Raw genomic sequence first — 25,986 nt, forward strand, 5'->3', positions numbered from 1 at the left:
TCCCGCCGCCGCCTTCGGCAACGGTCCGCTCGTCGGTGTTACGCATCGGCATCGGCTTTCGCGGGTGCGGAGGCGGCCCAAGGCGACTGCTCCCGGCGTTCGAGTTCCCGCTCGCGCCACCGCTGCTGCCAGCCCTCGGAAGGCGCGATGGTATCGACCGCGAGGGGACCGGTCAGCTTGCTCGCCTCCTCGCGGTCGATCGGCTGGGACGGAAGCGACGATCCGGTCGCGAAGGCATCGATCGACTTGAGGAGAAGGCGGCGGTTTGCGGTGACTGCCCGGTCGGAGACACCGAGGCGCTCGACCGTTCGATCCTGGATCGGGCCCATGCTCTCGACGGCCCACTGGTCGTGCACATTGATGTCCAGCCCCATCCCGGTGTAGGTGAGTTCCTTCTGCTCGGTCGCGTCGAACCCCCAGTTGTTGTCGCGATTGCGCAATGGCCGGTACTCGGGCAGGCTGACCTCCGAGAGGCGCTGGGCAAGGAGGGTCTCCTTGTCGGTCTTGTCCTGGAAGTCATACAGGATCATGAACCAGTAGTGGTGTTCATCGTCCACGGGAACGTGCCACTGCACGAATACCTTCGAGTTGCCGAACGGAACGACGAAAGCGTTGGGGAACATCAGGTTCGTGATTCGGACGTGCTTGACCTCGTCGGTCAGTTGCCTGATTGCGAAAACCCGGAGGCCGTGCTCGGCGCTCTCAACTTCGATGTCTGGCCGGAAGTTCTCGCCCACGAGGATTGACAGCTTCTTGCCGGTGCCTTCCACCTCTTCGCTGAATTGCTGGCCGTAGACCTCGCGCGGATCCTCCTGGATGAAGCGGTGCAGGAACGAGACATGACTCGGGTCGATACCGCCCTCGAGGCCCTGCAGCCAGTTGCAGTCCCAGCGCCCCTTGAACGCGAAGGTGTATTCCTCGGGCGCGACGAAGCAGTCGTAGTCGGGAAACGGCGGCGGATCCCCGGCGCCGAGGTAGGCGAAGATTATCCCGTTTCGCTCCTCGCAGGCGTAGTTCGAGATCTTTATCTTGCCGAGGAACTTGCTGTGGTCCGGCTCGGCTGGCTGATCAATGCAGCGCCCGTCGGCGCCGTAGAGCCAACCGTGGTACAGGCACCGGAGGCCACCATCCTCGAGGCGGCCGAAGGAGAGGTCGACACCGCGATGCGCGCAGAATCGGCTGATCAAGGCCCAGCCGCCCGTCTCCTCGCGCTTGAAGAGCACGAGGTCTTCGCTCATGATGCGTACTTGCTTGACCGGACGTTCCTCCGGCATCTCCGAGACGAGTGCTACCGGTTGCCAGTATGACCGCAGCAATTGGCCGAGAGGGGTACCCGGCCCGCTCTGAGTGAGTTTCTCATTATCTTCACGCTTCAGCACGCCAGTGTCCCATCGTTCGGATCCGATCAAGTGTTTATTGTATCCAATAATGGCACCTGCGGGCGACGGACGCCAGCGCAAACGCGAAACCCGGCATCCCGCCCGGCAACGTCGGCCGCGGGCTCCCACTCACAGTTACAGCTTCCTTCCATCACCCAGCGCAGCCATTCCCAGTGGGTCGTTCCGGCCTCGTGCCCTGGAAGCCGAGCCACCTTCACCGCGGGGAAGGGCTAGGGCGGAACACTCCGAGTACCCGCCACGCCCCGGCGTAGCCGCCCCCCAAGCCCTCCGGTGGTCGGCGAGTCGCCTCTGTGAAGGACGGGCTGCGACGGCGAGCGGTGGAGGCGAGGCGCACAACTATGGATACAATTCCAATATTACGGGACACAAAATCCTCATTAGTGAACTCGGGAGGGGACCCGATCGTGACGGATGTGGTCGTTGTGGGGTTGGGACCGGCCGGGATCATCGCCGCTGCGGTGCTCGCAGACGGCGGGCTGTCCGTCACCGCCATCCAGGCCGATGCACGGGACCACCTCCGCGCTCCACTCGTGTCGCCCCCGCCGACGCTCCGATCGACTGCCGTCGAGGAGGCGATCGCGCAGGCGACGGCTCAGGCCGGGCTCGACGGCGTGGGCGGCTCGAAACGGCTCGCTGCGCCCCAGGCGTACCGACTTGACGCGTGGTCGCTGCGCACCCGCAGCGCTACGCTCTCGCGCTATGGGGCACTTCCCTCCGACGCCGACCTCACCGATTGGCCCATCGAGCTTGAGGAGCTTGCCCGCTGGTACGACGTGGTCGAGCATGCCACAGCGGTCGGCCCACGCCCCGCGACGGTGTGGACCGAGCGCATGAACCGGGCCGCAGCGACGCTGGGCTGGAGCCCCTTCCCCGCCCCAGCCGCAGCCCAGACAGACGCCTCGTTCCTGCTCGACGGCCGCGGCGTGCACATCGTTCGGGCAAGCGTCACCGAGATCCTGCGAGGTTCGACAGGCGAGGTCACTGGCGTGGTCCTCGTTGACGCCGACGGGAGCCAGCGATCCTTGAACTGCGGTGTGGTCGTGGTGGCCGCATCGGTCATCCCGACGGTGCGTCTGCTGCTGCTTTCGGGCATCACCGGAGCAGATGTCGTCGGTCGATGGTTCATGTCGCACAACGCCTTCGTCGTCCACGGCGACTTCGATGGGCAAGACCTGGGGCGTCGGCACGCCGGGCCCGCGACCGCTGTCGCAGTGGACGCGTTCGAGGGCGACCGGTTCGACCACACGGGTGTTGGCTTTCTCGGCGGGTCGATCCTTCAAGCGGCCATGACCGGGACCTGGCCACCGGAACGCCTCGCCGACGCGGCCGTCGGGCTGGGTGTGGAGGCCACGAGGGGGGCAGACGCGCTGGATTGGGTCCGCGCCCACCAGGCCTCGATCGGCACGGTGTGGGCGCAACCCGACCAGCTTCCCCGTCGCCAGAACGCTATCGACCTCGACCCCACCCACCGCGACGTCACTGGCCGACCGGTTGCGCGTGTGACCTTTTCGCTCGCCCCGGACGATGTGCGCCGGTGGGAATTCCTCGCCGCCCGGATGACGGAATGGCTTGACGCCGCAGGTGCGCGCTGTACGTGGATGCCACCGCTGGCGCCCCAGCCGCTGGGAACCCACCTGTACGGTGGCGTGCGAATGGGAATTGACCCACGGACCTCGGCCGTGGACTCATATGGTCGCTTCCACGACGTGCCGGGCCTTGTCGTGGTCGGATCGTCGACGTTCCCGACGACGGGCGGCCGCGGTCCGCTCGAGACGATCGAGGCACTGACCTGGCGTAACGCCGACCACCTTGCCGCCGAACTGAGGTGATCACCGGCCGGGTTCTCGGCACACGCACACGGTGACGCTCGTCTCCAGCTGGATGTGCCGAAATATCAATGTCATGTGTTTCATGTTCCGGAAAGGAGGGTTCAACTGTCACGGATGCTGGGCTATGTCGCCCCACGAGCACATCGCACGTCGGAGGCGATCGGAACGGACACGCTCGCCCAATTCACCGCCCTCGCTCACCTGCACGCGGACGGATGGGGAGTGGCGACTCTCGATGCCTCCGGCGATGTGGGCGTCACAGGGGGCCGATCACAGGCGTCGCCCGCCGAACTCGCGCCTCACGTTGACCCGCCGGCTCGCGCGCGAACGATCTACCTGCGCTTCGCGAGCAGGGGTTCGCCACCTACTCCGGAAAACACTCAGCCCTTCTTGCGCGATCGACTGGCCTTCCAGCACAACGGGCTCATGGCCCCTCGCGATCGTGCACTCGAGATGCTCTCCGTCGAAGACCGATTGCACCTGCGCGGGACGACGGACAGCGAGGTGTATTTCGCGGTCCTGAGAAGCGAGCTGCAAGGACAACCCACCGGCGACCCGGGCCTGAGCGACGTCGCACGTGCCGTGACGCGCCTGCGAGCGCAGTACCCCGCGTCCTGTCTGAATGCGTTGCTGCTCACGAAGCACGGGCTCATCGTCGTGCATTCGGCGGGAACGGCGTCCGCTCCCCTTGCCGCCTTCGCCGCGCGGGAAGCCGATCCGACCCGACTTCCGCCAGGGCACGGCAGCGACTACAACATTCTGCGCTACACCTCGACCGAGTCTGGGGCACACGTGGTGTCGACGACCGGTGTCGAACAGGACGGTTGGACGGACCTGCCGGCAGACTCGATCAGTCTCATCACCGCAGCGGCTGTGATACACCTCGCGCTGTGATTCAGCCGCCGGAACGGCTCCCTCACTGTGCTGTCTGGATGAGTGAATCCCAATTCTTGGGTCTTGTCAGGCCGCTCAGCCTGAAGGAGATCGCCCCGATCGAACCGTTCGCGATGCACGGCAGCCACGACCGGCCGGTTGGCGATTCCACGCAACTCGTAGATGGCGATGCCGATCACGGGGGCGGCGACCGGGACGGGTCTAGGCCGACCCAAGGCGGCCCCATTTTCTCGCGAGATCGAAAGTTCACTGGATCGACGCTGGTCGGAGCCACCGTTCCATTTCCCGGCTGGGCCGCGCCCCAGGTGGGCACCGGGAGCAGCCCGGCAATCCCCCGGGTTCCTCAGAGACAGCACCCGCCGCTTGATGTTCGAGCCGGGACGCAGGACGATGGGCCACGGAGCGGAGCACCAGATGAGCACGACGGCGGCTGATCACGCGGCACTGACGCTGGAGCAGCAGATCTCCCTGCTGTCCGGCGCAGACTTCTGGCGCACGCGCGCGCTCCCGGGCATCCCCGCCATCCGGCTGGCCGACGGTCCCCACGGCTTACGCGTGCAGGCGAACGATGCCGACCACCTGGGGATCTACGGCAGCGTGCCGTCGACCTGCTTCCCGCCCGCGGTGACCCTGGCGAGCAGCTGGGACCTCGGCCTCGTGCGAGAGGTGGGCGAGGCGGTCGGACGAGAGGCCAGAGCTCTCGGCGTCGGAGTCGTGCTCGGTCCCGGCTTGAACATCAAGCGGCATCCGCTCTGTGGCCGCAACTTCGAGTACTACTCCGAGGATCCGCTGCTCTCCGGTCGCCTCGCTTCGGCGGCCGTGCTCGGCATCCAGAGCACCGGGGTGGGCGCCTGCATCAAGCACCTGGCCGTGAACAACCAGGAGCACCGTCGCTTCGTGATCGACGCCATCGTGGACGAGCGAACTCGACGAGAGTTGTACCTTCGCGGGTTTGAGATCGCGGTGCGCGAGTCCCGTCCGCGAATGGTGATGGCCGCCTACAACCGCGTGAACGGCGTGCACTGTGCAGACGACCCGCAACTGCTCACCGGTGTGCTGCGCGACGAGTGGGGCTTCGAAGGTGTCGTCGTGAGCGACTGGGGCGCCGAAGCCGACCGAGTCACGGGAATCGGCGCGGGCATGGACCTGGAGATGCCGGGAGGGCTGGACCGCCGGAGCGAGCTGCTGGCGGCGGTCGCCGCCGGGGCTCTCGGGATCGAGGCGATCGGCACCAGCGTGGCACGGATCGGGGCGCTCGCGAACGCGCTTCCCGGGCAGGAGGGCGCGCTCGACGAGCTCGTGGATGCCCACGACGCCCTGTCGAGGCGGGCTGCCGCGGCGAGCGCCGTGGTCCTCGCCAACGATGGAGTGCTTCCGCTGGACCGCAGCCAGAGCATCGCGGTGATCGGCGCCTTCGCGGGGCAGCCCCGCTACCAGGGCGGCGGAAGCTCTCTCGTCACCCCCACTCGCGTCACCACCATGCTCGACGCCTTCACCGCGGCGGGCGTCGACGCGGTCTTCGCGGCGGGGTACGACCCCGATCGGTCGGAGCCGGATGCGACGCTGATCGAAGGTGCCGTCGCCGTCGCCGCCCACGCGGACGTGGCGATCGTGATGGTGGGACTTCCCGGCCTCCTGGAGAGCGAGGGCTTCGATCGCACCACGCTGTCGTTGCCCCGCCAGCACGACGACCTCGTTGCGGCCGTCGCGGCGGCGAACCCGCGAACGGTCGTGGTCCTGAGCAACGGAGCGCCCGTGCTCATGCCGTGGCAAACCCGCGTGTCGGCGATTCTCGAGTGCTACCTGGGTGGCCAGGCGAGTGGGGGAGCCGCCGTCGACGCCCTGCTCGGCATCGTCGAGCCGGCCGGTCGTCTCGCCGAGACATTCCCGGCGGCTCGGCAGGATGTGGCGGCCGACCCGTTCTTCCCGGGCGGCACGCACCAGGTCGAATACCGGGAGGGCATCTTCGTGGGCTATCGGCACGCGACGACCGCCGGCGTGGCGCCCCTGTTCCCGTTCGGCCACGGCCTCGGCTACGGCGCCACCACGTGGTCCGGCGCGGGCGTGGACCGCACTGACATCCCCTCGGGCGAGGGCGTCGTCGTGTCCGTGAGTGTCGATAATGTCGGTGATCGAGCCACGAGCGACGTGGTGCAGGTCTACTCGCGCGACCTGACGGCGACCGTGCTGCGGCCGCGCCGCGAACTGGCGGGCTTCGCGAGAGTGCGCCTCGAGCCCGGCGAGCGGCGCCGGGTCGATATCGAGGTCGACCCGCGATCCTTCGCCTTCTGGGACGTCCGCGTTCAGGACTGGCGTACGCCGAGCGGTGCCTTCGACCTCGAGGTCGCACGCTCGAGCGAGAAGGTGGTCGCCGCGCTGACCGTCGTCGTGCACGGGGACTGCTCGGATTCCGCAGAGCCGCCGACCACGCCGACCATCGCTACCGACGACGAGGACTTCGAGCGCCGGCTCGGCCGCGCCATCCCGGAGCCCGCGCCCACGAGACCGTTCACCAGGGAGACCACCGTCGGCGACCTCTCGGTGACCGTCGTCGGACGGATGCTGCGCGCCGTCATCCGGCGAACCGCCACGTTTCCCGAGGAGTCCAGGCAGGACCCGGCGACCATGGAGATGATCAAGCGCACCACGGATGAGCTTCCCTTGCGCGCGCTGGTGCAGTTCTCGAACGGGAGCGCGTCCTGGGCTGCCCTCGATTCCCTGATCGCCCTCGCCAACGGGCGGCCGTTCGCCGCAGTGAGGGCGCTTTTTCGGCGTTAGACCCCTCCCGGCGCCCTACAGCGACGGCCGGGTGCCGATGACGACCGTCGCGTCGAGGTCCTCCGAGTTGGCGATTCTGGGGATCAGCCCGGCACGCGAGAAGATCTCGGCGGTGAGCGGCGCCTGCCTCTCACTCGCCTCCACGAGCAGGTGGCCGCCCGGTGCGAGCCAGCGTGGCGCCTCGGCGGCCACCCGCCGCTGCACGGCCAGGCCATCCGCTCCGCCGTCGAGCGTCACCCGCGGCTCATGCAGGCGGGCCTCCGGCGGCATCGTCGCGATCCTGTCGGTCGGCACGTACGGCGTGTTGCAGAGCAGGATGTCGATGCGCCCGGCGAGCGACCGGGGAAGCGGGCCGAAGATATCTCCCTCGAACACGCGGCGGGGATCGAGGTTGCGGCGGGCGCACGCCACGGCGGCTGGTTCGATGTCAGACGCATACAGGTCGAGCCCGTCGACTTCGGACATCAACGCCTTGCCGAGCGCGCCGCTCCCGCAGCACAGGTCGAGGGCCACCGACCCGGGACGGGCGAGCGCCGCCGCCTCCTGCACGAGGAACTCCGTGCGGCGTCGCGGAACGAACACCCCGGGGCCGACGGCGATCCGCAGTCCACGGAATTCGGCCCAACCGAGGATGTGCTCGAGGGGGAACCCGGCGACGCGGCGCGCGACCATGCCTTCGAGTTCGGCGGGGGACGCCCCGGCCGCCAGCAGCAGCCGGGCCTCGTCCTCGGCGAAGACGCAGCCCGCGGCCCGGAGGGTGGACACGATGGCGGGCTCGGAGAGAGCGGCTGAGGGACGTGACATGTCGGCGCCTTTCGTCAGTGCGCGTGGGGCCGCTCCAAGAATATGCGGACGATGTCGACGACGGATGCCCTGCGCCCTACCCCAGGTCGGTCTCGCCGATGCTGACGATGTCCGGCTCGCTGACGGTTCCCTTCACCACGCAGGAGGCGATGGCTCCGTAGACGGGGTTCTGGGCGGTGCCGCCCGGGGGTTGAAAGCTCACCTGGACGGTGAAGCTGCCGTCGCTCTCGGCCTTCACGTTTGACGCGTCGTACGGAGCGAAGACGGTCCCCGGGTTCTGCAGGCCGTAGTTCGCCCGCTCGGCGGCCGAGCAGGCGAGCCAGGCGTCGAGGCTGGTCAAGGAGTCGTTGGGAGAGCGAGGAACGGGTGACGCCGTCACCGTGGCGGTGACAGTGGGGGCCGGGGACGGCCCGGCGGCCGTCGTGGCGCAGCCGGAGAGCGCGGCGAGTCCCGCCGCCAGCACCAAAATCCGAACCGGAGACTTCGCATTCCCCCCTCGCCGTGGATGCGGCCAGCCTACGGCCGATCCGTGACCGATCGGCGTAATCCGTGCCTCGCGGTTGCTGGTGGTTGTCGGTTGCTGAGGCAACAATGGGGCCATGTGCGGACGCTTTTCGATGGACAAGTCCACGGACGACCTGATCGAGGAATTCGTGGCAGTCGGCGGCGACTTTCGGGACTGGCGTCCGGGGTGGAACATCCGACCGACCGATCCGATCCTCACCGTGATCGAGTCGAGCAAGGGTGGGGGCGAGCCGGTGCGCCGGCTCGAGCTCGCCCGCTGGTCGCTCACGCCGTCCTGGTCCAAGACGCTCAAGATGAAGGTGCCCACGTTCAACGCGAGGAGCGAGAGCGCGGCGGATAAATCGTCGTTCGCGGCGGCGGTCAAGTCCAAGAGGGCCCTGATTCCGGCGTCGGGATACTACGAGTGGCAGACCGATCCGGTGACCAATAAGAAGACCCCGTTCTACATCCACCCGGGCGAGGGCGAGGTGCTGGCCTTCGCCGGACTGTACTCCTGGTGGAAGGACCACACGCTCGCCGAAGGCGACCCCAACCTCTGGACCCTCACCGTGACGATGCTCACGGCCGATTCGGTGCACACCCTCGACTACATCCACGACCGCAACCCGGTGCCGCTTCCGCGCGAGCTGTGGGCCGACTGGCTGGATCCCCGCATCGAGGGCGACCAATCGCTCGTCGACGCTGCGGTGGCCGCCGCGATCCCGGTCGCGGAGGCCCTCGAAATCACCGAGGTCGTGGCCGTGACGGATGACGCGCCCCGGCCGGCGGCGTGACCGGCACGGGCCGGGGATTATTTTCGACCGGTTTTTTGCTCTATACAGTGACAGCAAAGATTTTCGATCGAAAGGGGCCCCATGGCTACCGTTGAACTTACCTACGACGCATTCGAGAAGACCGTCGCAAGCGAGGGCATCACCCTCGTCGACTTCTGGGCCGACTGGTGCGGCCCGTGCAAGATGTTCGGACCGATCTACGACGCGGCGAGCGAGCAGCACTCCGACGTCACCTTCGGCAAGGTCGACACCGAGGCCGAGCAGCAGTTGGCCGGTGCGGCCGGCATCACGTCGATCCCCACGCTCATGGCGTTCCGTGACGGGATCCTCGTGTTCTCGCAGCCCGGCGCACTTCCCGCCCCGGCCCTCGAGCAGGTAATCACCGCCGTGAAGGGTCTCGACATGGACAAGGTACGCGCCGAGATTGCCTCGCAGGAGGCGGCGGGCACCCCCGAGTAACCGAGTCGACGTCCGCCGACCGCTAGTCGTCCGCCCAGCGGTCGGCGGTGGTGGTGCGGATGATTTCGAGCAGGCTGGCGCGCATCTGGGCGTTGTCGGCGATGCTGGGGAAGAGGTCCGCCTCCAGGTTCCTCGCCGCCGCCCATACCTCCTGGCCCTTGTCGGTTCGGGTGACGACGTGTCGTCGCCCGTCATCCGGGTGTTTGTGGCGCGCCACGTACCCCTCACGCTCGAGCCGCTCGAGCGTGCGTGACATGGTCTGCGTCTCCACCCGCGCCCGGTGGGCGAGTTCCGTCTGGCTGAGTGCGCCGGATCCGAGCAGATGCAGCACGATGAGCCCCGCGTGCGTGAGCCCGAGTTGCTCGAGGGCATCCACCCAGACGTGTTCGACGAGCCTCGCGGCGGTCGAGAGCAGTCGGCCGGTGGGCCAGGACGCCATGGCGTCGGATTGCTCGTTCTGCGTCTCGACCATGTGACCAATTTACTGCTACCGTGAATTAGTCAGCTAGCTGATGAATAAGATCCGATCATTGACAGCCGTTCGCGAGGGAGTCTGCAGTGGATGAGGGCCGCGACACCGTCCGACAGTCCGCCGTGCTCGCGAGCGCGGTGATCGCCGTCGTGGGCGCGTTCATCGGGTCGGGGGCCGCGGGAGGCACGCCCATCCAGAAAGCCGCCGGGGGCGCACTGGCCGCCGACGCCACCCCGATCGCACCGGGAGGCCCGGCGTTCGCCATCTGGACGCCGATTTACCTCGGCCTCCTGGCCTACGCGATCTGGCAGTCGCTGCCCGCCCAGAAGGCAGACCCCCGACAACGCCGCCTCGGCTACCCGATCGCCGCCTCGCTCATTCTCAACGCCGCCTGGATCCTCAGCATCCAGTTCGGCTTCCTCGCCGCGAGCGTCCCGGTGATCGTGGCTCTGCTCGCGGTGCTCGTCTGGGCGTTCCGGATCACCCGCTCCTCCCCGCCGAAGAATCTCGTCGAGACCGTCGTCGCCGACGGCACCGTCGGCCTGTACCTGGGCTGGGTGTGCGTGGCCACGGCGGCGAACATCACCGCACTGCTCGTGGCAGTGGGGTTCACCGGCTTCGGACTCTCGGCGGATGCGTGGTCCGTGCTGATCATTGCGATCGCCGGGCTCGTCGGCGCGTTTCTCGCCATCAGCGGCCGGGGACGTCTCACCCCGACGCTCTCGCTCTGCTGGGGCCTGGCCTGGGTCGCCGTCGCTCGACTGACCGGCGACCTGCTCTCCACCCCTACCGCGATCGCGGCAATCGCCGCCGCCACGGCCGTCGTCCTCCTCACCGTGTTCGCCCGCATCCGCTCCCCGAAGGTGGCACTCCCATGACGTCAGCCCGCAGACGCTGGATCGGTCTCGTCTTCATCAGCATCGCCGTCGCCCTCATCATCGTCGACTCGACGATCGTGAATGTGGCGATCCCGTCGATCATCAAGGACCTCGGCATCACCTCGACCCAGGTGCAGTGGGTGCAGGAGAGTTACACCCTCGTCTTCGCCGCCCTGCTGCTCGTGTTCGGCACGCTCGCCGACCGCTACGGCCGTCGCCGGATGCTGCTCATCGGCGTCACCATCTTCGGCCTCGCCTCGATTCTCGCCGCGTTCGCCCAGACCGGCGATCTGCTCATCGGTTCGCGCGTGATCCAGGGCATCGGCGGGGCGATGGTACTGCCGACCACGCTCTCGATCATCAACGCCACCTTCCGCGGTCGCGACCGCGGAATCGCCTTCGCCGTGTGGGGCTCGACGATCGGTGGAATGGTGGCGGTCGGTCCGCTCCTCGGCGGCTGGCTCACCACCTACTTCTCCTGGCGCTGGGCGTTCGGCATCAATGTGCCGCTCGGCATCGTCATCATCGTCGGCACGCTGCTCTTCGTGCTCGAGTCCAAGGAGTCGGCCGACCCACGGCGGGTGGATGTCGTGGGCGCGATCCTCTCCATCGTCACGAGCGCGACGCTCGTCTTCGGCCTCATCGAGGGCCGCACCTACGGCTGGTGGCTCACCAACAAGACACTGAAGATCGGCGACTGGACCTGGCCGTTCGACCTGTCGATCATCCCCCTCACCTTCGCCGTCACACTCGTGGCCGGCACGGCCTTCGTGCTCTGGGGCCTCCACCGGCAGAGGGTCGGCAAGACCACCCTCCTCGCCTTCAGCCTCTTCAGGATCGCGTCGTTCCGCAACGGCAACATCGCCGCCCTCATCGTGTCGCTCGGCGAGTTCGGCATCATCCTTTCCCTCCCGCTGTGGCTCCAGAGTGTGCTTGGCTACGACGCTCTGCAGACCGGCTTCGTGCTGCTCGCCCTCGCCATCGGCTCGTTCGTCGCGAGCGGTTTCGCCGGCGCATTCGGCCACCGGGTCTCCCCCATCACTGTCGTGCGGGTCGGGCTGCTGGCGGAGATCATCGGCGTCGCCGGTCTCGGATCGGTCATCTCGATCGACGCCGGCTGGCTGTCGATCGTGCCCTTCCTCTTCGTCTACGGCTTCGGCGTCGGCCTGGCCACCGCCCAGCTGAGCGGCGTGGTGCTGAAGGACGTTCCGGTCGACCAGAGCGGCCAGGGCTCGGGCACCTCGAGCACGGCGCGCCAGATCGGCTCGGCGCTCGGCATCGCCATCCTCGGCACGATCCTCTTCACGAGTGCCGGCACCGCACTCGATGCCCGCCTGGCCGACCGCAACCTGCCGGAATCGGCTCGAACACAGGTGGTGAACGCCGTCGTGGACAGCGCCGGCGCCGCCATTCCGGCTCTGACGAAGCAGAACGCGGATGTCGGCAGGGACGCGAAGATCGCCTTCAGCGACGCGACGCGATACGCGGCATATTCGGCGGCGGGGTTCCTCGTGCTCGGCCTGCTCGCCTCGCTGCGTCTCAACGGAGTGTCCACCCGGCGGGAAGAGCAACTCGCGGCCGCCGCGGCTCCGCTCCCGTAGCCGGCTACAGGGCGGGCTTGCGCACCTTGAGGGTCTTCTCATCGATCGGCTTGACGCCGCTCGCACGCAGTTCGTCGTAGTACGCCCGCGCCTCATCCTGTCGTGCGCGCTCGGCACCGAGCGCGATCGGAGCGAGAAGGTGCTCCGGCGTGAACTCGAACGCCGCGACCAGGTCGAGGGCGTTGGCGCGCAGCCGAGGCAACAGCCTCTCGTCGATGTACGCGGTGATCGCGAGAGCGCGCTGCGACGACAGCCTGCCGTGGATGAGATACCACGCGGCGTTCTTCTCGATCAGGCCGAGCCCGAACAGGTCGCGGAGCCAGGTGAGCACCGTTCGCGTGCCCGCGTCCCGCACAGACTCGAGGGCCTCGGTGAACGCCTCCCACTGCAGCAGTTCGGCGTGCGCCCGCGCCGCCTCGATGAGCTCGTTCTGATTGCGGTTGAAGAGTTCGGCCGCCTCCCGAGTGCCGAGCTTGGAGGCCCCCTTCAGCCGACCGGCCACCTCAGCGACCATGGTCTGCACACGGTCGGTGAGCAACTGCCGCTGAGAGTCGCTGTCGCGCACATAGCCCACCGAGCGCGCCGTCGATCCGAAGTCGGCGACGGTCTGCCCGAGGCGACGCAGTCCCGAGCGGTTGATCGCCGCCTGCCCGACCTGGTCCGCCACGTACTGGGCGAGCGCGCCCGCGTTCGCGCCGGCGAACTTGCGGCTGTAATCGGTAAGCAGCCGCTTCGCGACCAGCTGGAGCAAGACGTTGTTGTCTCCCTCGAACGTCACGTACACGTCGAGGTCCGCGCGAAGGCTCGTCAGCCGATTCTCGGCGAGGAAGCCCGCTCCCCCACAGGCCTCGCGGGATTCCTGAATGATGTCGAGGGCGCTCCAGGTGCTCAGCGGCTTGAGAGCCGCGGCGAGGGTTTCGAGATCCTGGCGGTCGGCATCCGTGTCGTGGAGTCCGGAGAACACACCGTCGAACTTGGCGAGCAGTTTCTCGTGAGCGAAGGACATGGCATACGTCGTGGCGAGGCGGGGCAGCAGCCGGCGCTGGTGGCGCTGGTAGTCGAGGATGACCTCCTCCTCGACCGTGCTCGATCCGGTGAACTGCCGACGCTCCGACCCATAGGTGATCGCGATCGTGAGGGCGAGCTTGCTCGCGACGACCGCGGCGCCGTCGAGGGAGACCCTGCCCTGCACGAGAGTGCCGATCATGGTGAAGAACCGCCGACCCGGGCTGTCGATCGATGAGCTGTATCCGCCGTTCTCCGCGACGTCGCCGTAGCGGTTCAGCAGGTTCGCGCGCGGCACGCGAACTCCCGAGAAGTGCAGGCGCCCATTGTCGATCCCGTTCAGGCCGCCCTTGAGGCCGTCGTCCTCGCCCCCGACTCCGGGCAGGAACGCGCCGCTCGCGTCGCGGATCGGCACGAAGAAGGCATGCACGCCGTGGTTCACGCCGAGAGTGATCAGCTGCGCGAAGACGACCGCGGCCCGGCCGTGGAGGGCCGCATTGCCGAGGTAGTCCTTCCACGCGGCACGGAACGGGGTGTGGATCACGAACTCCTGGGCGTCGACGTCGTAGGTCGCCGTCGTGCCGATGCTCGCGACATCCGAGCCGTGCCCCGTCTCCGTCATGGCAAACACGCCTGGAGTCTCGAGGGCCATGATTCCGGGCAGGAATTCGCTGTGGTGATACTCGGTGCCGAGATGCATCACCGCCGCGCCGAAGAGCCCCCACTGCACTCCGGACTTGATCTGGAGGGACGGGTCGGCGATCACCAGCTCTTCGAATCCGGCGACGTTGCCGCCGTGGTCCTCCGAGCCGCCGACCGAGCTCGGAAAGGCGCGGTGCACCGACCCGTCGTCGACGAGCATGCCGAGCTGACCGAGCACGCGTGCGCGATGGTCGGCCATCGACAGGCCCTCGACCCGACGGAATTCGGGCCGCGCCACGAGCTCGCGCGAGTGGCGCCGGGCCTCGGCCCAGGTTCCGAGCAACAACTGGCCGAGGGCGACGACGTCCACGCCCTGGGCCGTTGTGGGTGTCGGCGTGGAGGCGTTCTCGGTCGCTGGGCGGTCGGTCAATTGCGTCATTGTGAGTCCATTCGCGCGGCAATAGCGGGTCGCTTCAACGCTACGAGCGTCGGCGGGCTTCGACAATGTCACGGTACGTCTTGCACCAAGTCCGGGCCGCGGATGCGCCGGGCCTTTGTGGGAACCAGACGAATCGTCGCGATGAAGGGGCTAGGTGCGCTCCCGGCGGAAGAACCGCCGCACCCGTTCGGTGACGTTCGCCGGGGGCGGCTCGTTGTACACGCCGGCCAGGGGCTGGCCGCTCATGGCCTGGATCGCGCCCATGATCTCGTCGGTGGCCGCGCGCCTGGCGCGACCGGATTCGGCCGAACCGTGGCGGCTCACGTCGAGCGGAGCCCCGAACTCCACGGTCACCCGAGCGAACCGCGGGAGTTTCGAGCCGACCGGCTGCAGGTTCTGGGTGCCGGTGAGGGCGACCGGCACCACGAGGGCGCCCGAGGTGAGGGCGAGCCACGCCACACCGGTTCGCCCCTTGTACAGTCGACCATCGAGGGATCGCGTGCCCTCGGGGTAGATCGAGAAGGCCTCGCCGCGGTTCAGCACCTCGAGTCCGCTGTCGAGCGCGAGCTGGGCGGCGGATCCGGCACCTCGCTCGACCGGGATCGCGCCGACCCCGGTGAAGAAGGCGCGGGAGAGCCAGCCGCGCACGCCTGTTCCGGTGAAGTAGCTCGATTTCGCCAGAAAGGAGACCGAACGTGGGGCGACGAGCGTGATCACCACGCTGTCGATGAACGACAGATGGTTGCTCGCGAGGATCACCGGGCCGGTGCTGGGCACATTCGACCGCCCGATGATTCGAGGCCGAAAGAGCAGGCGGGCCAGGGGTGCGAGGAAGATCCTCGACAGTCGTTTCAGCACTCACGCCTCCCGTGTAGATTGCTCGCTCCACCCTACGGAGCCCCCCATGCCCCGAGCAGCATATTCGGCGTATTCGCGGCACCCTGGTGGCTATGATTCGGGCCGAATTCGTCGGTGCAAATCGGGGGTGTCCAGGGGGTGGACGGACCCCAAAATGGGGGCCACCACAATGGTGAGAGAAGCGCTACTCTAGGTCGAATCGAGTGATTACTGATCGTTCGTTCCGGCTTACCCCGCTGGAACGTCGTGAGAGCCATCTCGCGTGAGCAGTGGTCATCCGATTTCCCTGTAAACCCGAACTACAGGAATGATTCAATGACCCGAACATTGACGACCCATTCAAGGTTTTTTCCGCGCCCTCATGGTGCTGGATTGTGCCTACCCGCGAGCCGCAAGGTGTCACCGGTGGGTGAATCATGAGCGAGCTCGGCAACATCCTTCCCGCTCGTGACATTACCCAGTCGGCCTATCGAGAGCGGTATCGACACGCCGACACGCCGAATTCGACGACGGCGACTTTCGCCGCGACCGGAGTTTCCTGGGCTCGACACTTTCGCAGGCAGCTCCTCGTCTCCGACAGCGTGGTGATCATCGTCGCGGTCGCCAGCTCGCTGGTCGCGCGATTCGCCCTGGCCGCCGGTCCCGCCGGCGGTTCCGGCATCACGGCCGAATACGCCGGCATCGCCGTCGTCATTGCAGGCGCCTGGATGGTGATGCTCGCGGCGTACCACTCGCGAGACGCTCGTGTCATCGGCGTCGGACTCGCCGAATACAAGAGCGTGGTCAACGCGAGTTCCCTCACCTTCGGGCTGCTGGCGATCGGCTTCCTCGTGTTCCAGGTCCCGATCGCCCGCGGCTTCTTCATCGTGGCGCTCCCGGCCGGTCTCGGCGGACTCCTGCTCGAGCGGTGGCTCTGGCGACGCTGGCTCAACCACAACCGGGGAGAGGGCCACTACCTGTCGCGAGCGATCGTCGTCGGCGAGGCATCCGACGTCAGCTACGTCGTGCGGCAGATCGACAAGAAGTCCGGCGCCGCCTACAACGTGGTCGGCGTGGCCCTCCCGTCGAACGAGCGTCTCCCGATGCAATTCGCGAAGCACTCGGTCCCGGTGGTCTCCGACCTCGAGAGCGTCGGAGCCGCGGTGCGCAACATGGGTGCGGATGCCGTCATCGTCGCCGGCGAACCCGCCGGTCGGGGGCACTACATCCGTGACCTGGGGTGGGAACTCGAGGGAACCGGCGCAGAACTCGTCGTCGCCTCCAGTCTCACGAACGTGGCCGGCCCGCGCATCCACTTCCGTCCGGTCGAGGGCCTGCCGCTCATGCACGTGGAGTTGCCGCAATTCGAGGGCGGAAAGCACCTGCTCAAGCGGATATTCGACGTGACGATGTCGGGCCTCGCCCTGCTCGCGCTCTTCCCCGTCTTCGCGATCATCGCGCTCGCCATCCGGCGGGACAGCGAGGGCCCCGTGCTCTTCCGGCAAGAACGGGTCGGCCGCAACGGCAAGACCTTCAAGATGCTCAAGTTCCGCTCGATGGTGCAGACGGCCGAGACGGATCTCGCCATGCTGCTCGACAAGAACGAGGGGTCCGGGCCGCTGTTCAAGCTCAAGAACGACCCGCGCGTGACGAAGGTTGGCCAGGTGCTCCGCCGGTTCTCCCTCGACGAATTGCCCCAGTTCTGGAATGTGTTCACCGGAGAGATGAGCCTCGTCGGTCCTCGGCCGCCGCTTCAGACCGAGGTGGAGGACTATGAGCGCCACGTTCACCGCCGCCTCTACATCAAGCCGGGGCTCACGGGCATGTGGCAGGTGAACGGTCGCTCAGACCTGAGCTGGGAGGAGAGCGTTCGCCTCGACCTGTACTACGTGGAGAACTGGTCCCTCACCGGAGACCTGATCATTCTGTGGCGCACCCTCCGGGTGTTCGCCCGCCCCGTCGGGGCGTACTGATGATCGACCACGCGCGCGCAGAGACGGTGCGAGGCGCCTCGCGACCCGAGGAGGTGCCGGCGCAGATTGCCGCGTCGGCGGACATCGACCCGCGTTGCCGGATCGGCCCGGGCAGCCTCGTCTGGCATCTCGCCCAGGTGCGCGAGTTCGCGCAGATCGGCTCGGGCACCATCATCGGTCGGGGCGTGTACATCGGCCCGGGAGTCATCATCGGACGTAACTGCAAGATCCAGAACTACGCACTCGTCTACGAACCGGCGTTGCTCGAGAACGGAGTGTTCGTGGGGCCGGGTGTCGTGTTCACCAACGACGTCTTTCCGCGGGCGATCAACGTCGACGGGAGCCGAAAGTCCAACGACGACTGGGAGGCCGTGGGGGTCACCGTTCGCACCGGGGCATCCATCGGGGCGAGGGCGGTCTGTGTAGCCCCTCTCACGATCGGACGCTGGTCACTCATTGCCGCCGGCGCGGTGGTCACCAAGGACGTGCAGGACTATGCCCTCGTCGCCGGAGTCCCGGCAAAGAGGATCGGTTGGGTCGGCCGTGCCGGAGCGGCGCTGCGCGACGAGGGTGACGGAGTCTTCGTCTGCCCGGCGACCGGAGAGAAGTACCTGGAATCGGGCGGAGCGTTGGGGTTGGCATGACGAGCTCTTGGGGAGACAAGTCGAAGGTCGCGCGCCGCGCAATCATCAGCGGGCTGGCCGCCGCGGCCGTCATCGTCGGCGTGACCCTGGTCGCCAGTTCGCTGAACTCCGCTCCGGCGACGCCGTCCGCCCAGACGACACCGAGCGCGCGGGCTACGGCTCCCACGGACTCCACCGCGGCGCCGGCCCCGACGGCCGACCCCGGCGCCGCGCCGACCGCGGCTCCCGCTCCCGGCCCGAGCCCGACGGCACCGCGCACGTCAACCGAAGTCCAGAAGGGGACCACCGCCGGAGCGGCGCTGCCACCGGCGGCTCCGCTTCCCGTCCTGTTCAGCGGTCCAATGCCGAGGTCGGCCTCCGCCGTCGGCAAGCTCGTCGCGGAGTTCCCGGCGGTGATCCCGGTGGCCCCGGGCTCCACGATCACCGACTCCTCCGTCTCGTCGAGTGGCAACTTCCTTCAGGCGACGCTCTCGGCTAAGACTTCGCTGTCGCCGCAGGCGGTGATCGCCTTCTACCAGTCCGAGTTCACGAAGGTGAGTCTGCCGGAGGCACCACTGCCCGCCGTCGGCGGATCCACGGCGTTCGACTTCGCTCGCGACGGCAATTCGATCACCCTGACGGTATCGCCGTCGGGATCGGGGGGCTCCACCTACACAGTGCTCGGTGTGCTGCGCGCGTCGTCGTCGTAGTCGATAGCTCGGGGAATCGGTTCGTGTACAGATCGTTGCGCGACCGGGGCAGCAGCAATAATGCCCCAGGCGCAGGCGCCGCGCCGAGGGTGTCCGGCGTGGCCGTGAGGGCGGCATGAACCGGGCGCGGCTCATCATCGCCGCGGCGATCACCGTGATCCTCCTCGGCGGCGCGATCGTCTACGCGGCGGTCGCATTCACCAACTACGAGCGCCGCCAGAACAATCCGGTCGCACCGCAGGCCGAGGCGCGGTCGAGCGTGGCCTTCGACGGGTCGCCCAGAATCGTCTTTCGGAACACGACTCCGGATTCCGCGTACGGTCTCGTCGCCAGCGTCCCGCTTTCGGCGCCCTCGGGCGCACGCTCCATCACCACGGTGCCCTGCGATCGCGTCTATGCGACGACCAGGTACTCGATGTGCCTTCGCATCGACCGCGGTGTCGTGACCACCTTCTCGGCGAACCTGTTGGATTCGACAGGCAAGACGGTGCACAGGTGGCCGCTGCCGGGCATCCCGAGCCGGACCCGGATCTCCCCGGACTCGAGACTCGTCGGATTCACCGCCTTCGTGACGGGGGCGGCCTACGGCTCCGTGGGAGTCTCGACCGAGACCGAGATCTCGAGCACCTCTGGTCACGACTTCGGCAACCTGGAGGACTTCGCTTTCATGGTGGATGGAACCCGGAACACGGCGACCGACCGCAACTTCTGGGGCGTGACCTTCACCTCGGACGACAACGAGTTCTACGCGACGGCGGCCTCGGGCGGCCGCACCTGGCTCGTGCGAGGCGATCTCGCCGCACGCACTCTCACGGCGATCAAGGAGACGGCGGAGTGCCCATCCGTCTCCCCGGATGGACGCCGCGTCGCGTACAAGAAGAACGTCTCGACCACGGCATCCGCGTACTGGTCGATCGCCGTGCTCGACCTGGCGACGGGCAAAGAGACCGTGCTTCCCGAGAAGCGGAACGTGGATGACCAGGTGGAATGGCTCGACGACTCGACGCTGCTCTATGGGCTGCCGAGAACCGACTCCCCCGGCGACAGCGACATCTGGTCGATACCTTCCGACGGGGCGTCGAAAGGTAGACGGTTTGTCCAGCACGCCTGGTCTCCCTCCGTTGTGGACTGATGAGCTCGCCGCTCGATGATCCGTCCGTGCCGCGATATGTCTTCATTCAGGCCTGGGATCGGGCGTGCGCGATCATCGAGGTGACGATGTCTCTGAGAATGAATGCCGTTAGTCTGACTCGTGTGTGGGGACACCGCCCACCCGGCGGCCGCGCTCGATCCAGGGAGACGTGATGACCACACCTCGGGTGGCGATCTGTGTTGTCACTTACAACAGCGCACCCCTCATCGCGGATCTTGTCGGCTCACTCGAGCGTGGAGCTGCGGGGGTCGACTGGTCTCTGGTCGTTGCCGACAATGCTTCGGCCGACGGCACGCTGTCCGAACTGGAACGCCATGCGCCCCACGCCACAGTGGTCCGCAACGAGCAAAACCTCGGATACGCGGCGGGAGTCAATGCAGCGGTGCGTGCGGCCGGGCCGCACGACGCCTATCTGATCCTGAACGCAGATGTCCGCCTCGATCCGGGATGCGTACTGGCCTTGGTCGAAACACTGACGCCCGCCATCGGCATCGTCGTTCCGCGATTGACGGATGCCGAGGGGGCACGGATCTCGTCACTGCGTCGGGCACCGACCGTGCTGCGCGCCTGGGGAGACGCGTTGCTCGGCGCCGGACGCGCCGGTCGGTTCCCCCGGCTCGGGGAGATCGTCAGCGACTCGAAAGCGTATGAGACCGAGCACTCGACGGATTGGGCCGAGGGGTCAACCCAGTTGATCAGCTCCGATTGTTGGAACGCCTGTGGCACGTGGGACGAGTCGTACTTCCTCTACTCCGAGGAGACCGAGTACGACCTCAGGGTTCGAGACTTCGGCAGGGTGGTGTGGTACCAGCCGCGTGCGACCGCTCAGCATCTCGAGGGAGGCTCGGCCGACAATCCCCGGCAATGGTCGCTGCTTGTCGCCAATCGGGTCAAGCTCTTCCGCGCAACCCACGGCAGAGCCTCGACCGTCGGCTTCTGGTGCGCGACAATCATTCGTGAAGGGAGCCGGTCATTGCTCGGGAAGCGCACGAGCAGAGCAGCGCTGCGCGATCTCATTCGACCGGCACGGCTCCGCCAGCATCGCGGCCCGCAGTGGCTTGCCGACGTCAAGCTTCCTGCGCCCGACCGATCTTGAGGGTCGCCCCGCAGAGGCCTGCGATCAGGAAGAACATTCCACCCGACTGCGGGAACGACAGACCGTCGAAGAAGGCGAACAGGACGGCGATGTTCACCACCGAAGCGGCGAGTGCGTACCCAAGAAGACTGATTCCCGGATCGTTTGACCGGTACCGGGCCGTGATGCCGCTCCAGATCGCCGCCAGAAAGATGGAGCCGAAGGCGACGACACCTAGCACTCCGAGCTCGATGGCAACCAGGACCCACGCGTTGTCAAAGATGTAGTAGCGGGGCAAGAACGTACCGAAACCGACACCCACCAGGGGCGAGGCACTGATGAACTCCGGGGCTCGGGCAAGGCCACCCGTGCGGGACTGCGTGCTGGGATCGTTTGACGCGCCGGCGAACAGATTCACTGTCGTCGCCAACAGGCCCGGAATCGCGGCGACGGCGACAAACGCCAGCGCGAGGCCCCCGACGATCACGAGAGCGCGATGTCGTCGCGGAAGTACGGGGATCATGGTCAGCGCGGCGACGCCGAACCCGATGATGGCCGAGCGCGACACTCCGATCAACGCGGACAGCGAGATCAATGCGGCCGGAATCCACCAACCATACTTGCCCTTCCTCAGGTTCCAGCGCAGCCCGTGGCTAACCGCGGCGGCGATGACGAGCGGAAGGGCAGCATTGAGGACGGTCGCATATTCGAGCGGATGGATCGCGGTTCCGGGAACACGAGAGACTCCGCCACGTTCAGCCACCTCCACAAACGACATCGTGATGCCCGGAATCGAGCTGAAGAAGTCAAGGAGCGAAGTCTTCGTGACGAACTGCGCGATGCCGAATGCGGCCAGCAGGCCCGCACCGATGCCGATGCGTCGCACGATTCGCTCGAGATCACCCTTGGCGCCAATTCCATCGATGGAGATCAGGAGCACCCCCGACCACGACAGCATCCGAACGAGGGCGGTGAATGCCGGGCTGATCTGGTCGGCTGGCTGGCCCCGGAACATTGCCACCGCGAAACTGATCAAAGCGACGATGATGAAGACGATGAAGGTGAAACGAACTGGCTGACGCACAGGGTACAGGCCGGCATCACGACTCTGGAGTTTTGCGATGACCCACCACAGGACCATCAGGATGCCCCAGATCATCGATGGACGGCCCAAGGATCCGAGCGCAGTGATTGTTACACTCGACGGGATCGCGAGCAGCAGGAACAGGTACACGGTGAGCATGGACACGGCGTGCAGTCCGCGCCACTTGGGCGAACCCTGCTGCATCGCGGCAGGGAGTCGCTCAGTTGCCCGGGGATCGCTCGCCACGGTCACCGATTTCGACGAAGAGCTCGCCGTTGTCGCGCGAGCGGGCGCGTCGGCACCCGGCGACCAATATGACTTTCAGACGGCAAAGCGACCACATCGTCCTGGGCCGGGGATTGCTCGTCCTCCAGCTCAGGTGTGGCCGCGTCAGTCCAACGACGTCGTCGCTTGCGAGTGCTCAGTCCCTCGACGAGACCCGCCACGATGAGCGTGAGCAACAACGCGACCAGCGCCACCCCCGCGGCACTCAGCACTCTCGTCTTCTGAATCGGGGTGCTTTGGTTGTCGACCGTGATCGTTTTGATTCCAATCCGATTCCCGGCGGTGATCCCATCGACGTCCTGCAGACTGTCGAGCATCTGTGTCGTTCTGACAATGGCGGCGTCCAGGATCTCACCCGCCTCGGCATCACTACGCGCGGTAACGGTCGTGAGGATCTGCGGGCCGGACGTCAAAGGATCCCGCTCGATTGTGATCTGGGCGCCCGCATGGCCGGCCAGGAGGGAGTTTTGCTCGAAGTCCGACGACATAGCGGTGACCAGAACATCGGACGCCTGCGAAAGCCCGCCCAGGTAGAGGTACGGATTGCCTGCTTCGGGGATGCTCGCCGTCCCGGGCAACAGGAGTTGAGTTCCGGTTCGCTGGTATTCGGGCTTAATCGCCTGCCAGGCCGCGAGAGCGACGACAATTGTGAGTATCAGCCCCGGGATGACGATGTACCACCGTCGCCAAAGACCTCGCAGAGTATCCGCAAGATTCATCGTTCCGGCCCTTCGTTCGCTGTGATCTTCAATCTGCGTCTCGTGCGATCCACGATGACTGCTGCCCACCCTCCGACCAAGAGCGCCGCGATGAGGAGCGCGATCGACGCCGAGATCGCTAACGTGCGGGAAGGGGCGACACGAGAAATCTTCTTCGTCGAGGACTCTGGAGATGCGTGAATGCGGGCCGTCTCCGAGGCAACCGACGCCTGTTGCGCGTTCGTGATCTGAACGACCTGAGACAGCAACTTGCTCTGCACCCGTGCAACCCACCGCTCAGACGGGCCGACGATCTGCAGCACGACCTCAGCGCGTTGGTAGCTCGTCGCGAACTGATTCCCGCCATTCGGTATCGAGACGGCCACGCCCTGCCTGACACCAGCCCCATAGAGGGGCGCGTCGTAAACGGAATAGATCGCCGGAGTCTGGCCGTTGTTCACCTTGCGAGCGACGAGCCCGGCGAAGGCGATCAGATTCGCATCCTTCAGACCGTTGTTGGGCGAAAGGGCTTTCTGGTTCGGAAGCAGAAAGGAAACCACCGTCTCGGTCGTGTACACGCCTTGTCCGCGCTGAAGAATGTAACTTCCGACGACAGCGATGAGCAACGCAACGGTGACCACGTACCATCGACGCATCAGAGCATCGACCAATTCGCGTGCCGTCATCGTAGTCACCCCCGCTCAAAACGAGAATAGCGGGCGTGCCCGGATTCACCCTCCACGGCGCGAACCTGCTCCGCGACGCCGTGCTGGGCTGATTAGTTTCCTTGGCCTGCGCATTCGATCGTTGAGCCAGTGCGAACCGGCTGTCCGTTTCCATCTAGCCTACGACTTGGGCCTGGCAAAGCGAGACGACCGAACAGTTCACGTCGACCGGTGCGTAGACCCAGCTGCCGTGATGACAGTGCCGTCCGTGATCCGCATTTCCTGAATCACAGCGTCCGCCTGCCGCACATAGAAATCACCGGTTACCTGCTGCGTCGGTTGCCACCCACTGGGCAACCCTGCACTCGCTCGCGTGGGGAATCCAGTGGAAGACGCTGGTGGCTGCGGGGTTGCCGGCGTGGATGGCGTAGGCGATGTGGGAGTCGACGTCGGAGTCGGAGTCGGAGCCTGTGGCCCCGTCTTCGCGTTGATCGTAGACACCGGAGACAACCCGCCCATGACTGATCGCCGCGCTGCCCAGGATGCCAGTAAGCACCAACAGGCACGCCGTCAGGATCGCCACGAAAAATGGACCCCCCGGATCTCTCCAGGGGGTCCAACTTTTCACCCTCAGTTGATCGGCTTGCCTGCTGCGTCTGTGTTGCCACTCCATGCCGCAGTGCCCTGATCGGTGTAGGGTCCATACACCCAATTGGAGATGACGTTATCTGTCACCTGAACATTCTTCGCAGTCGATCCGCCTAGATACAACGGGTAGCCACCGCCGACGAATCTGTTGTTCCGGATCAGCACCGCATCCCAGTTACCCTGCCCCTCGAACATGCTGATACATCCAGTGTCCGGGGTCGTGATGTAGTTATGGATGAACTTCCAGTTGCTGCCGTCGTATGCCTGAATCCCATCGTTATGGGAGGTAGAGGTTTGCGAGAGTCCGTGGATGAACGAATCCTGAATCAGTCGACTTGCACCGCTGAGCTTCATACCATCTGTAGAACCTGAGATGTTCACACGAACATAGCTGACGTTATTGGCATAACCGTCATCCATGATCGCGGAGTTGTCTCCACCGAGGAAAGTCGTATCCTGCACGATCAGGTTGGTCGCATTGGGACCGACTTCGATTCCCCAGTTGCCGCCGTGAACAACACTGTTTTTGATAACGACATCAGGCGCATTTACGAAAGTGTCGCCGCTAAGGTTCACATGGTCGATTACCGTACCCGCCGAGGTAATGCTAGGGATACTCTTCGCTACTAGGTCCGCTGTACTTCCGAGATACCCGGTATTAGAGGCATCAGGCCACCCAGTTACGGGCGCCGGAGCCGGAGCCGGAACCGGAACGGGAACCGAAGCCCGAACCGGAACCGGAACCGGAGTCGGAACGGGAACGGGAACCGGAACCGGAGTCGGAGTCGGCGTCGGAGTCGGCGTGCTCGTTGACGATGGCAATGGCGTCGCACTCTTCGGCGGCGCAGGCTGTGAATACCCGCCCGATCCACCCGGAACGAAGGTCACATCTGCCCAGTACTGACTCGAGTGCCATTTAGAGCGGGGGTACGTGCTCGCCGCACCGTACGAGTAGACGCCTGAGTCTCGCTGGGACACTTTCAGGACCGACGACTCCGACTTTCCCGTGAAGTTGGCCGTTGTCGCATAACGACCTCCGGCAGTCACCCGGTACGACACGGTGTAGTGGGTTCCCGACTTCAATGCCACCGGATTTTTCAGCGATGCCGTCTGCCATCCGGCCGAACTCTCGTTCTTGAAGGTAACCATTGCCAGTCGGGTGCCATTTGGCGCCCAGAGAGAACCCGTGTGTGTGCCGGTCTGACCGACCAATTTGTAGAACCGAATCGCCGTCACGCGGCCATCGGTCGCGGGGGTGAAGGTGGTTCCCAGTTCCGCCCCGCTTTTGTCGTGGTCCAGCGAGACGGCGACCGGTTTCGATTTTCCCCAGATCGTCGTGGGGGAAGCGGCTGACGCGCTCGCAGTTATGAAGACGACCGCGCCGACCAGCGCAAGCATCAGCGCAACGACGATAGCAATGGCACTTTGTTGGCGCGTTTTAACCAGTCTGAATGAGTTTCGCATGTAATGTCCTTGAGGGGGAGCGTCCGGTTCTGACCGACCAGGGGGAGCGTCTGGTTCTGACCGATGAGGGGAAGACGAGGGGGAGCGTCCGGTTCTGACCGACCATACTACACACCCCACCTCCTGTCCCTGAGAGATCGCTGGCGGTTCCGGCGCGAATATCGAGCCTTCGCCACCTCGGAATCCCCGTGGTCGACTTCAGCCAAGACATCACTGCCCGCTAGAATCTTGCTCGGTGGCTGCACCGCGGTCCGCCATTCGCCGGTGCGGTC

The 25,986-nt window shown here is 66.2% G+C and carries 23 protein-coding genes; 12 read left to right on the forward strand and 11 right to left on the reverse strand.

Going from position 1 to position 25,986, the window contains the following annotated elements:
* Positions 1-38 precede the first annotated feature (38 nt).
* A complete protein-coding gene (locus FVP33_RS10480; RefSeq protein ID WP_222706690.1) occupies positions 39-1,508 on the reverse strand; it encodes an aromatic ring-hydroxylating oxygenase subunit alpha in 1,470 nt (489 codons plus the stop codon).
* Between the two features lie 272 nt (positions 1,509-1,780).
* Here FVP33_RS10480 and FVP33_RS10485 point away from each other — a divergent pair, with 272 nt between their 5' ends.
* The 3 genes from FVP33_RS10485 to FVP33_RS10495 all read left to right on the forward strand — a co-directional run bounded on the left by FVP33_RS10485 (position 1,781) and on the right by FVP33_RS10495 (position 6,901).
* On the forward strand, positions 1,781-3,229 hold the full coding sequence (locus tag FVP33_RS10485) for a GMC oxidoreductase (protein WP_187270667.1): 1,449 nt from the start codon (positions 1,781-1,783) through the stop codon (positions 3,227-3,229).
* Between the two features lie 114 nt (positions 3,230-3,343).
* Positions 3,344-4,123, forward strand: a complete 780-nt coding sequence (locus FVP33_RS10490; protein ID WP_147783596.1) for a class II glutamine amidotransferase — start codon at positions 3,344-3,346, stop codon at positions 4,121-4,123.
* Between the two features lie 414 nt (positions 4,124-4,537).
* Entirely contained in the window at positions 4,538-6,901 is a 2,364-nt protein-coding gene (locus tag FVP33_RS10495; protein WP_187270668.1) for a glycoside hydrolase family 3 C-terminal domain-containing protein, read from the forward strand.
* A 15-nt stretch (positions 6,902-6,916) separates the two neighbouring features.
* Here FVP33_RS10495 and FVP33_RS10500 read toward each other — a convergent pair whose 3' ends face one another.
* Together FVP33_RS10500 and FVP33_RS10505 are read right to left on the reverse strand one after the other, a co-directional pair.
* Positions 6,917-7,705, reverse strand: a complete 789-nt coding sequence (locus FVP33_RS10500; protein ID WP_147783598.1) for a putative protein N(5)-glutamine methyltransferase — start codon at positions 7,703-7,705, stop codon at positions 6,917-6,919.
* A 76-nt stretch (positions 7,706-7,781) separates the two neighbouring features.
* Entirely contained in the window at positions 7,782-8,168 is a 387-nt protein-coding gene (locus FVP33_RS10505; RefSeq protein WP_147783599.1) for a hypothetical protein, read from the reverse strand.
* A gap of 136 nt (positions 8,169-8,304) precedes the next feature.
* On the opposite strand from FVP33_RS10505, the gene FVP33_RS10510 reads away from it, so the two are divergent.
* Positions 8,305-9,003 (forward strand): SOS response-associated peptidase, encoded by a 699-nt coding sequence (locus tag FVP33_RS10510; protein WP_147783600.1) that lies wholly within the window; start codon positions 8,305-8,307, stop codon positions 9,001-9,003.
* 81 nt (positions 9,004-9,084) lie between these two features.
* Positions 9,085-9,462, forward strand: coding sequence for a thioredoxin (trxA, locus tag FVP33_RS10515; protein ID WP_147783601.1), 378 nt, complete (start codon positions 9,085-9,087; stop codon positions 9,460-9,462).
* Positions 9,463-9,484: 22 nt separating this feature from the next.
* Here the strand turns inward: trxA and FVP33_RS10520 are convergent, their stop codons facing one another.
* Positions 9,485-9,934 (reverse strand): MarR family winged helix-turn-helix transcriptional regulator, encoded by a 450-nt coding sequence (locus FVP33_RS10520; RefSeq protein WP_222706691.1) that lies wholly within the window; start codon positions 9,932-9,934, stop codon positions 9,485-9,487.
* A gap of 86 nt (positions 9,935-10,020) precedes the next feature.
* On the opposite strand from FVP33_RS10520, the gene FVP33_RS10525 reads away from it, so the two are divergent.
* Both FVP33_RS10525 and FVP33_RS10530 read left to right on the forward strand, forming a co-directional pair.
* Entirely contained in the window at positions 10,021-10,812 is a 792-nt protein-coding gene (locus FVP33_RS10525) for a tryptophan-rich sensory protein (protein WP_147783602.1), read from the forward strand.
* Positions 10,809-12,413: an MFS transporter gene (locus FVP33_RS10530; RefSeq protein ID WP_147783603.1), complete on the forward strand. Its 1,605-nt coding sequence runs from the start codon at positions 10,809-10,811 to the stop codon at positions 12,411-12,413. The genes FVP33_RS10525 and FVP33_RS10530 overlap by 4 nt, the downstream gene beginning before the upstream one ends.
* Before the next feature lie 4 nt (positions 12,414-12,417).
* On the opposite strand, the gene FVP33_RS10535 is transcribed toward FVP33_RS10530, so the two are convergent.
* Positions 12,418-14,499 (reverse strand): acyl-CoA dehydrogenase family protein, encoded by a 2,082-nt coding sequence (locus tag FVP33_RS10535; RefSeq protein WP_147783604.1) that lies wholly within the window; start codon positions 14,497-14,499, stop codon positions 12,418-12,420.
* Between the two features lie 150 nt (positions 14,500-14,649).
* Positions 14,650-15,357: a lysophospholipid acyltransferase family protein gene (locus FVP33_RS10540; RefSeq protein WP_147783605.1), complete on the reverse strand. Its 708-nt coding sequence runs from the start codon at positions 15,355-15,357 to the stop codon at positions 14,650-14,652.
* Positions 15,358-15,773: 416 nt separating this feature from the next.
* Between FVP33_RS10540 and FVP33_RS10545 the strand changes: the two genes are divergently transcribed.
* The 5 genes from FVP33_RS10545 (at position 15,774) to FVP33_RS10565 (ending at position 20,891) form a co-directional block, all read left to right on the forward strand.
* On the forward strand, positions 15,774-17,309 hold the full coding sequence (locus FVP33_RS10545; protein WP_147783606.1) for a sugar transferase: 1,536 nt from the start codon (positions 15,774-15,776) through the stop codon (positions 17,307-17,309).
* On the forward strand, positions 17,309-17,953 hold the full coding sequence (locus FVP33_RS10550) for an acyltransferase (RefSeq protein WP_147783607.1): 645 nt from the start codon (positions 17,309-17,311) through the stop codon (positions 17,951-17,953). The genes FVP33_RS10545 and FVP33_RS10550 overlap by 1 nt, the downstream gene beginning before the upstream one ends.
* Positions 17,950-18,642 (forward strand): hypothetical protein, encoded by a 693-nt coding sequence (locus FVP33_RS10555; RefSeq protein WP_147783608.1) that lies wholly within the window; start codon positions 17,950-17,952, stop codon positions 18,640-18,642. The genes FVP33_RS10550 and FVP33_RS10555 overlap by 4 nt, the downstream gene beginning before the upstream one ends.
* Positions 18,643-18,757: 115 nt before the next feature.
* Positions 18,758-19,774 carry a TolB family protein gene (locus FVP33_RS10560; RefSeq protein WP_147783609.1) on the forward strand — a complete coding sequence of 339 codons (1,017 nt, stop codon included), beginning with the start codon at positions 18,758-18,760 and terminating at the stop codon, positions 19,772-19,774.
* Positions 19,775-19,946: 172 nt separating this feature from the next.
* Positions 19,947-20,891 (forward strand): glycosyltransferase family 2 protein, encoded by a 945-nt coding sequence (locus tag FVP33_RS10565; protein WP_147783610.1) that lies wholly within the window; start codon positions 19,947-19,949, stop codon positions 20,889-20,891.
* Here FVP33_RS10565 and FVP33_RS10570 read toward each other — a convergent pair.
* The 5 genes from FVP33_RS10570 to FVP33_RS10590 all read right to left on the reverse strand — a co-directional run bounded on the left by FVP33_RS10570 (position 20,863) and on the right by FVP33_RS10590 (position 25,714).
* The gene (locus FVP33_RS10570; RefSeq protein WP_187270670.1) at positions 20,863-22,104 is read right to left on the reverse strand and encodes an O-antigen ligase family protein; all 1,242 of its coding nucleotides are present in this window, start codon (positions 22,102-22,104) and stop codon (positions 20,863-20,865) included. The genes FVP33_RS10565 and FVP33_RS10570 overlap by 29 nt on opposite strands.
* Before the next feature lie 98 nt (positions 22,105-22,202).
* On the reverse strand, positions 22,203-22,958 hold the full coding sequence (locus FVP33_RS10575; protein WP_147783612.1) for a YveK family protein: 756 nt from the start codon (positions 22,956-22,958) through the stop codon (positions 22,203-22,205).
* On the reverse strand, positions 22,955-23,623 hold the full coding sequence (locus FVP33_RS10580) for a hypothetical protein (RefSeq protein WP_147783613.1): 669 nt from the start codon (positions 23,621-23,623) through the stop codon (positions 22,955-22,957). The genes FVP33_RS10575 and FVP33_RS10580 overlap by 4 nt, the downstream gene beginning before the upstream one ends.
* 295 nt (positions 23,624-23,918) lie before the next feature.
* On the reverse strand, positions 23,919-24,158 hold the full coding sequence (locus FVP33_RS10585) for a hypothetical protein (protein ID WP_147783614.1): 240 nt from the start codon (positions 24,156-24,158) through the stop codon (positions 23,919-23,921).
* Positions 24,159-24,232: 74 nt separating this feature from the next.
* The gene (locus tag FVP33_RS10590) at positions 24,233-25,714 is read right to left on the reverse strand and encodes a DUF4082 domain-containing protein (RefSeq protein WP_147783615.1); all 1,482 of its coding nucleotides are present in this window, start codon (positions 25,712-25,714) and stop codon (positions 24,233-24,235) included.
* Positions 25,715-25,986 lie beyond the last annotated feature (272 nt).

Origin of the sequence: Lacisediminihabitans profunda (assembly GCF_008040105.1) — a bacterium.
Lineage (GTDB): Bacteria > Actinomycetota > Actinomycetes > Actinomycetales > Microbacteriaceae > Lacisediminihabitans > Lacisediminihabitans profunda.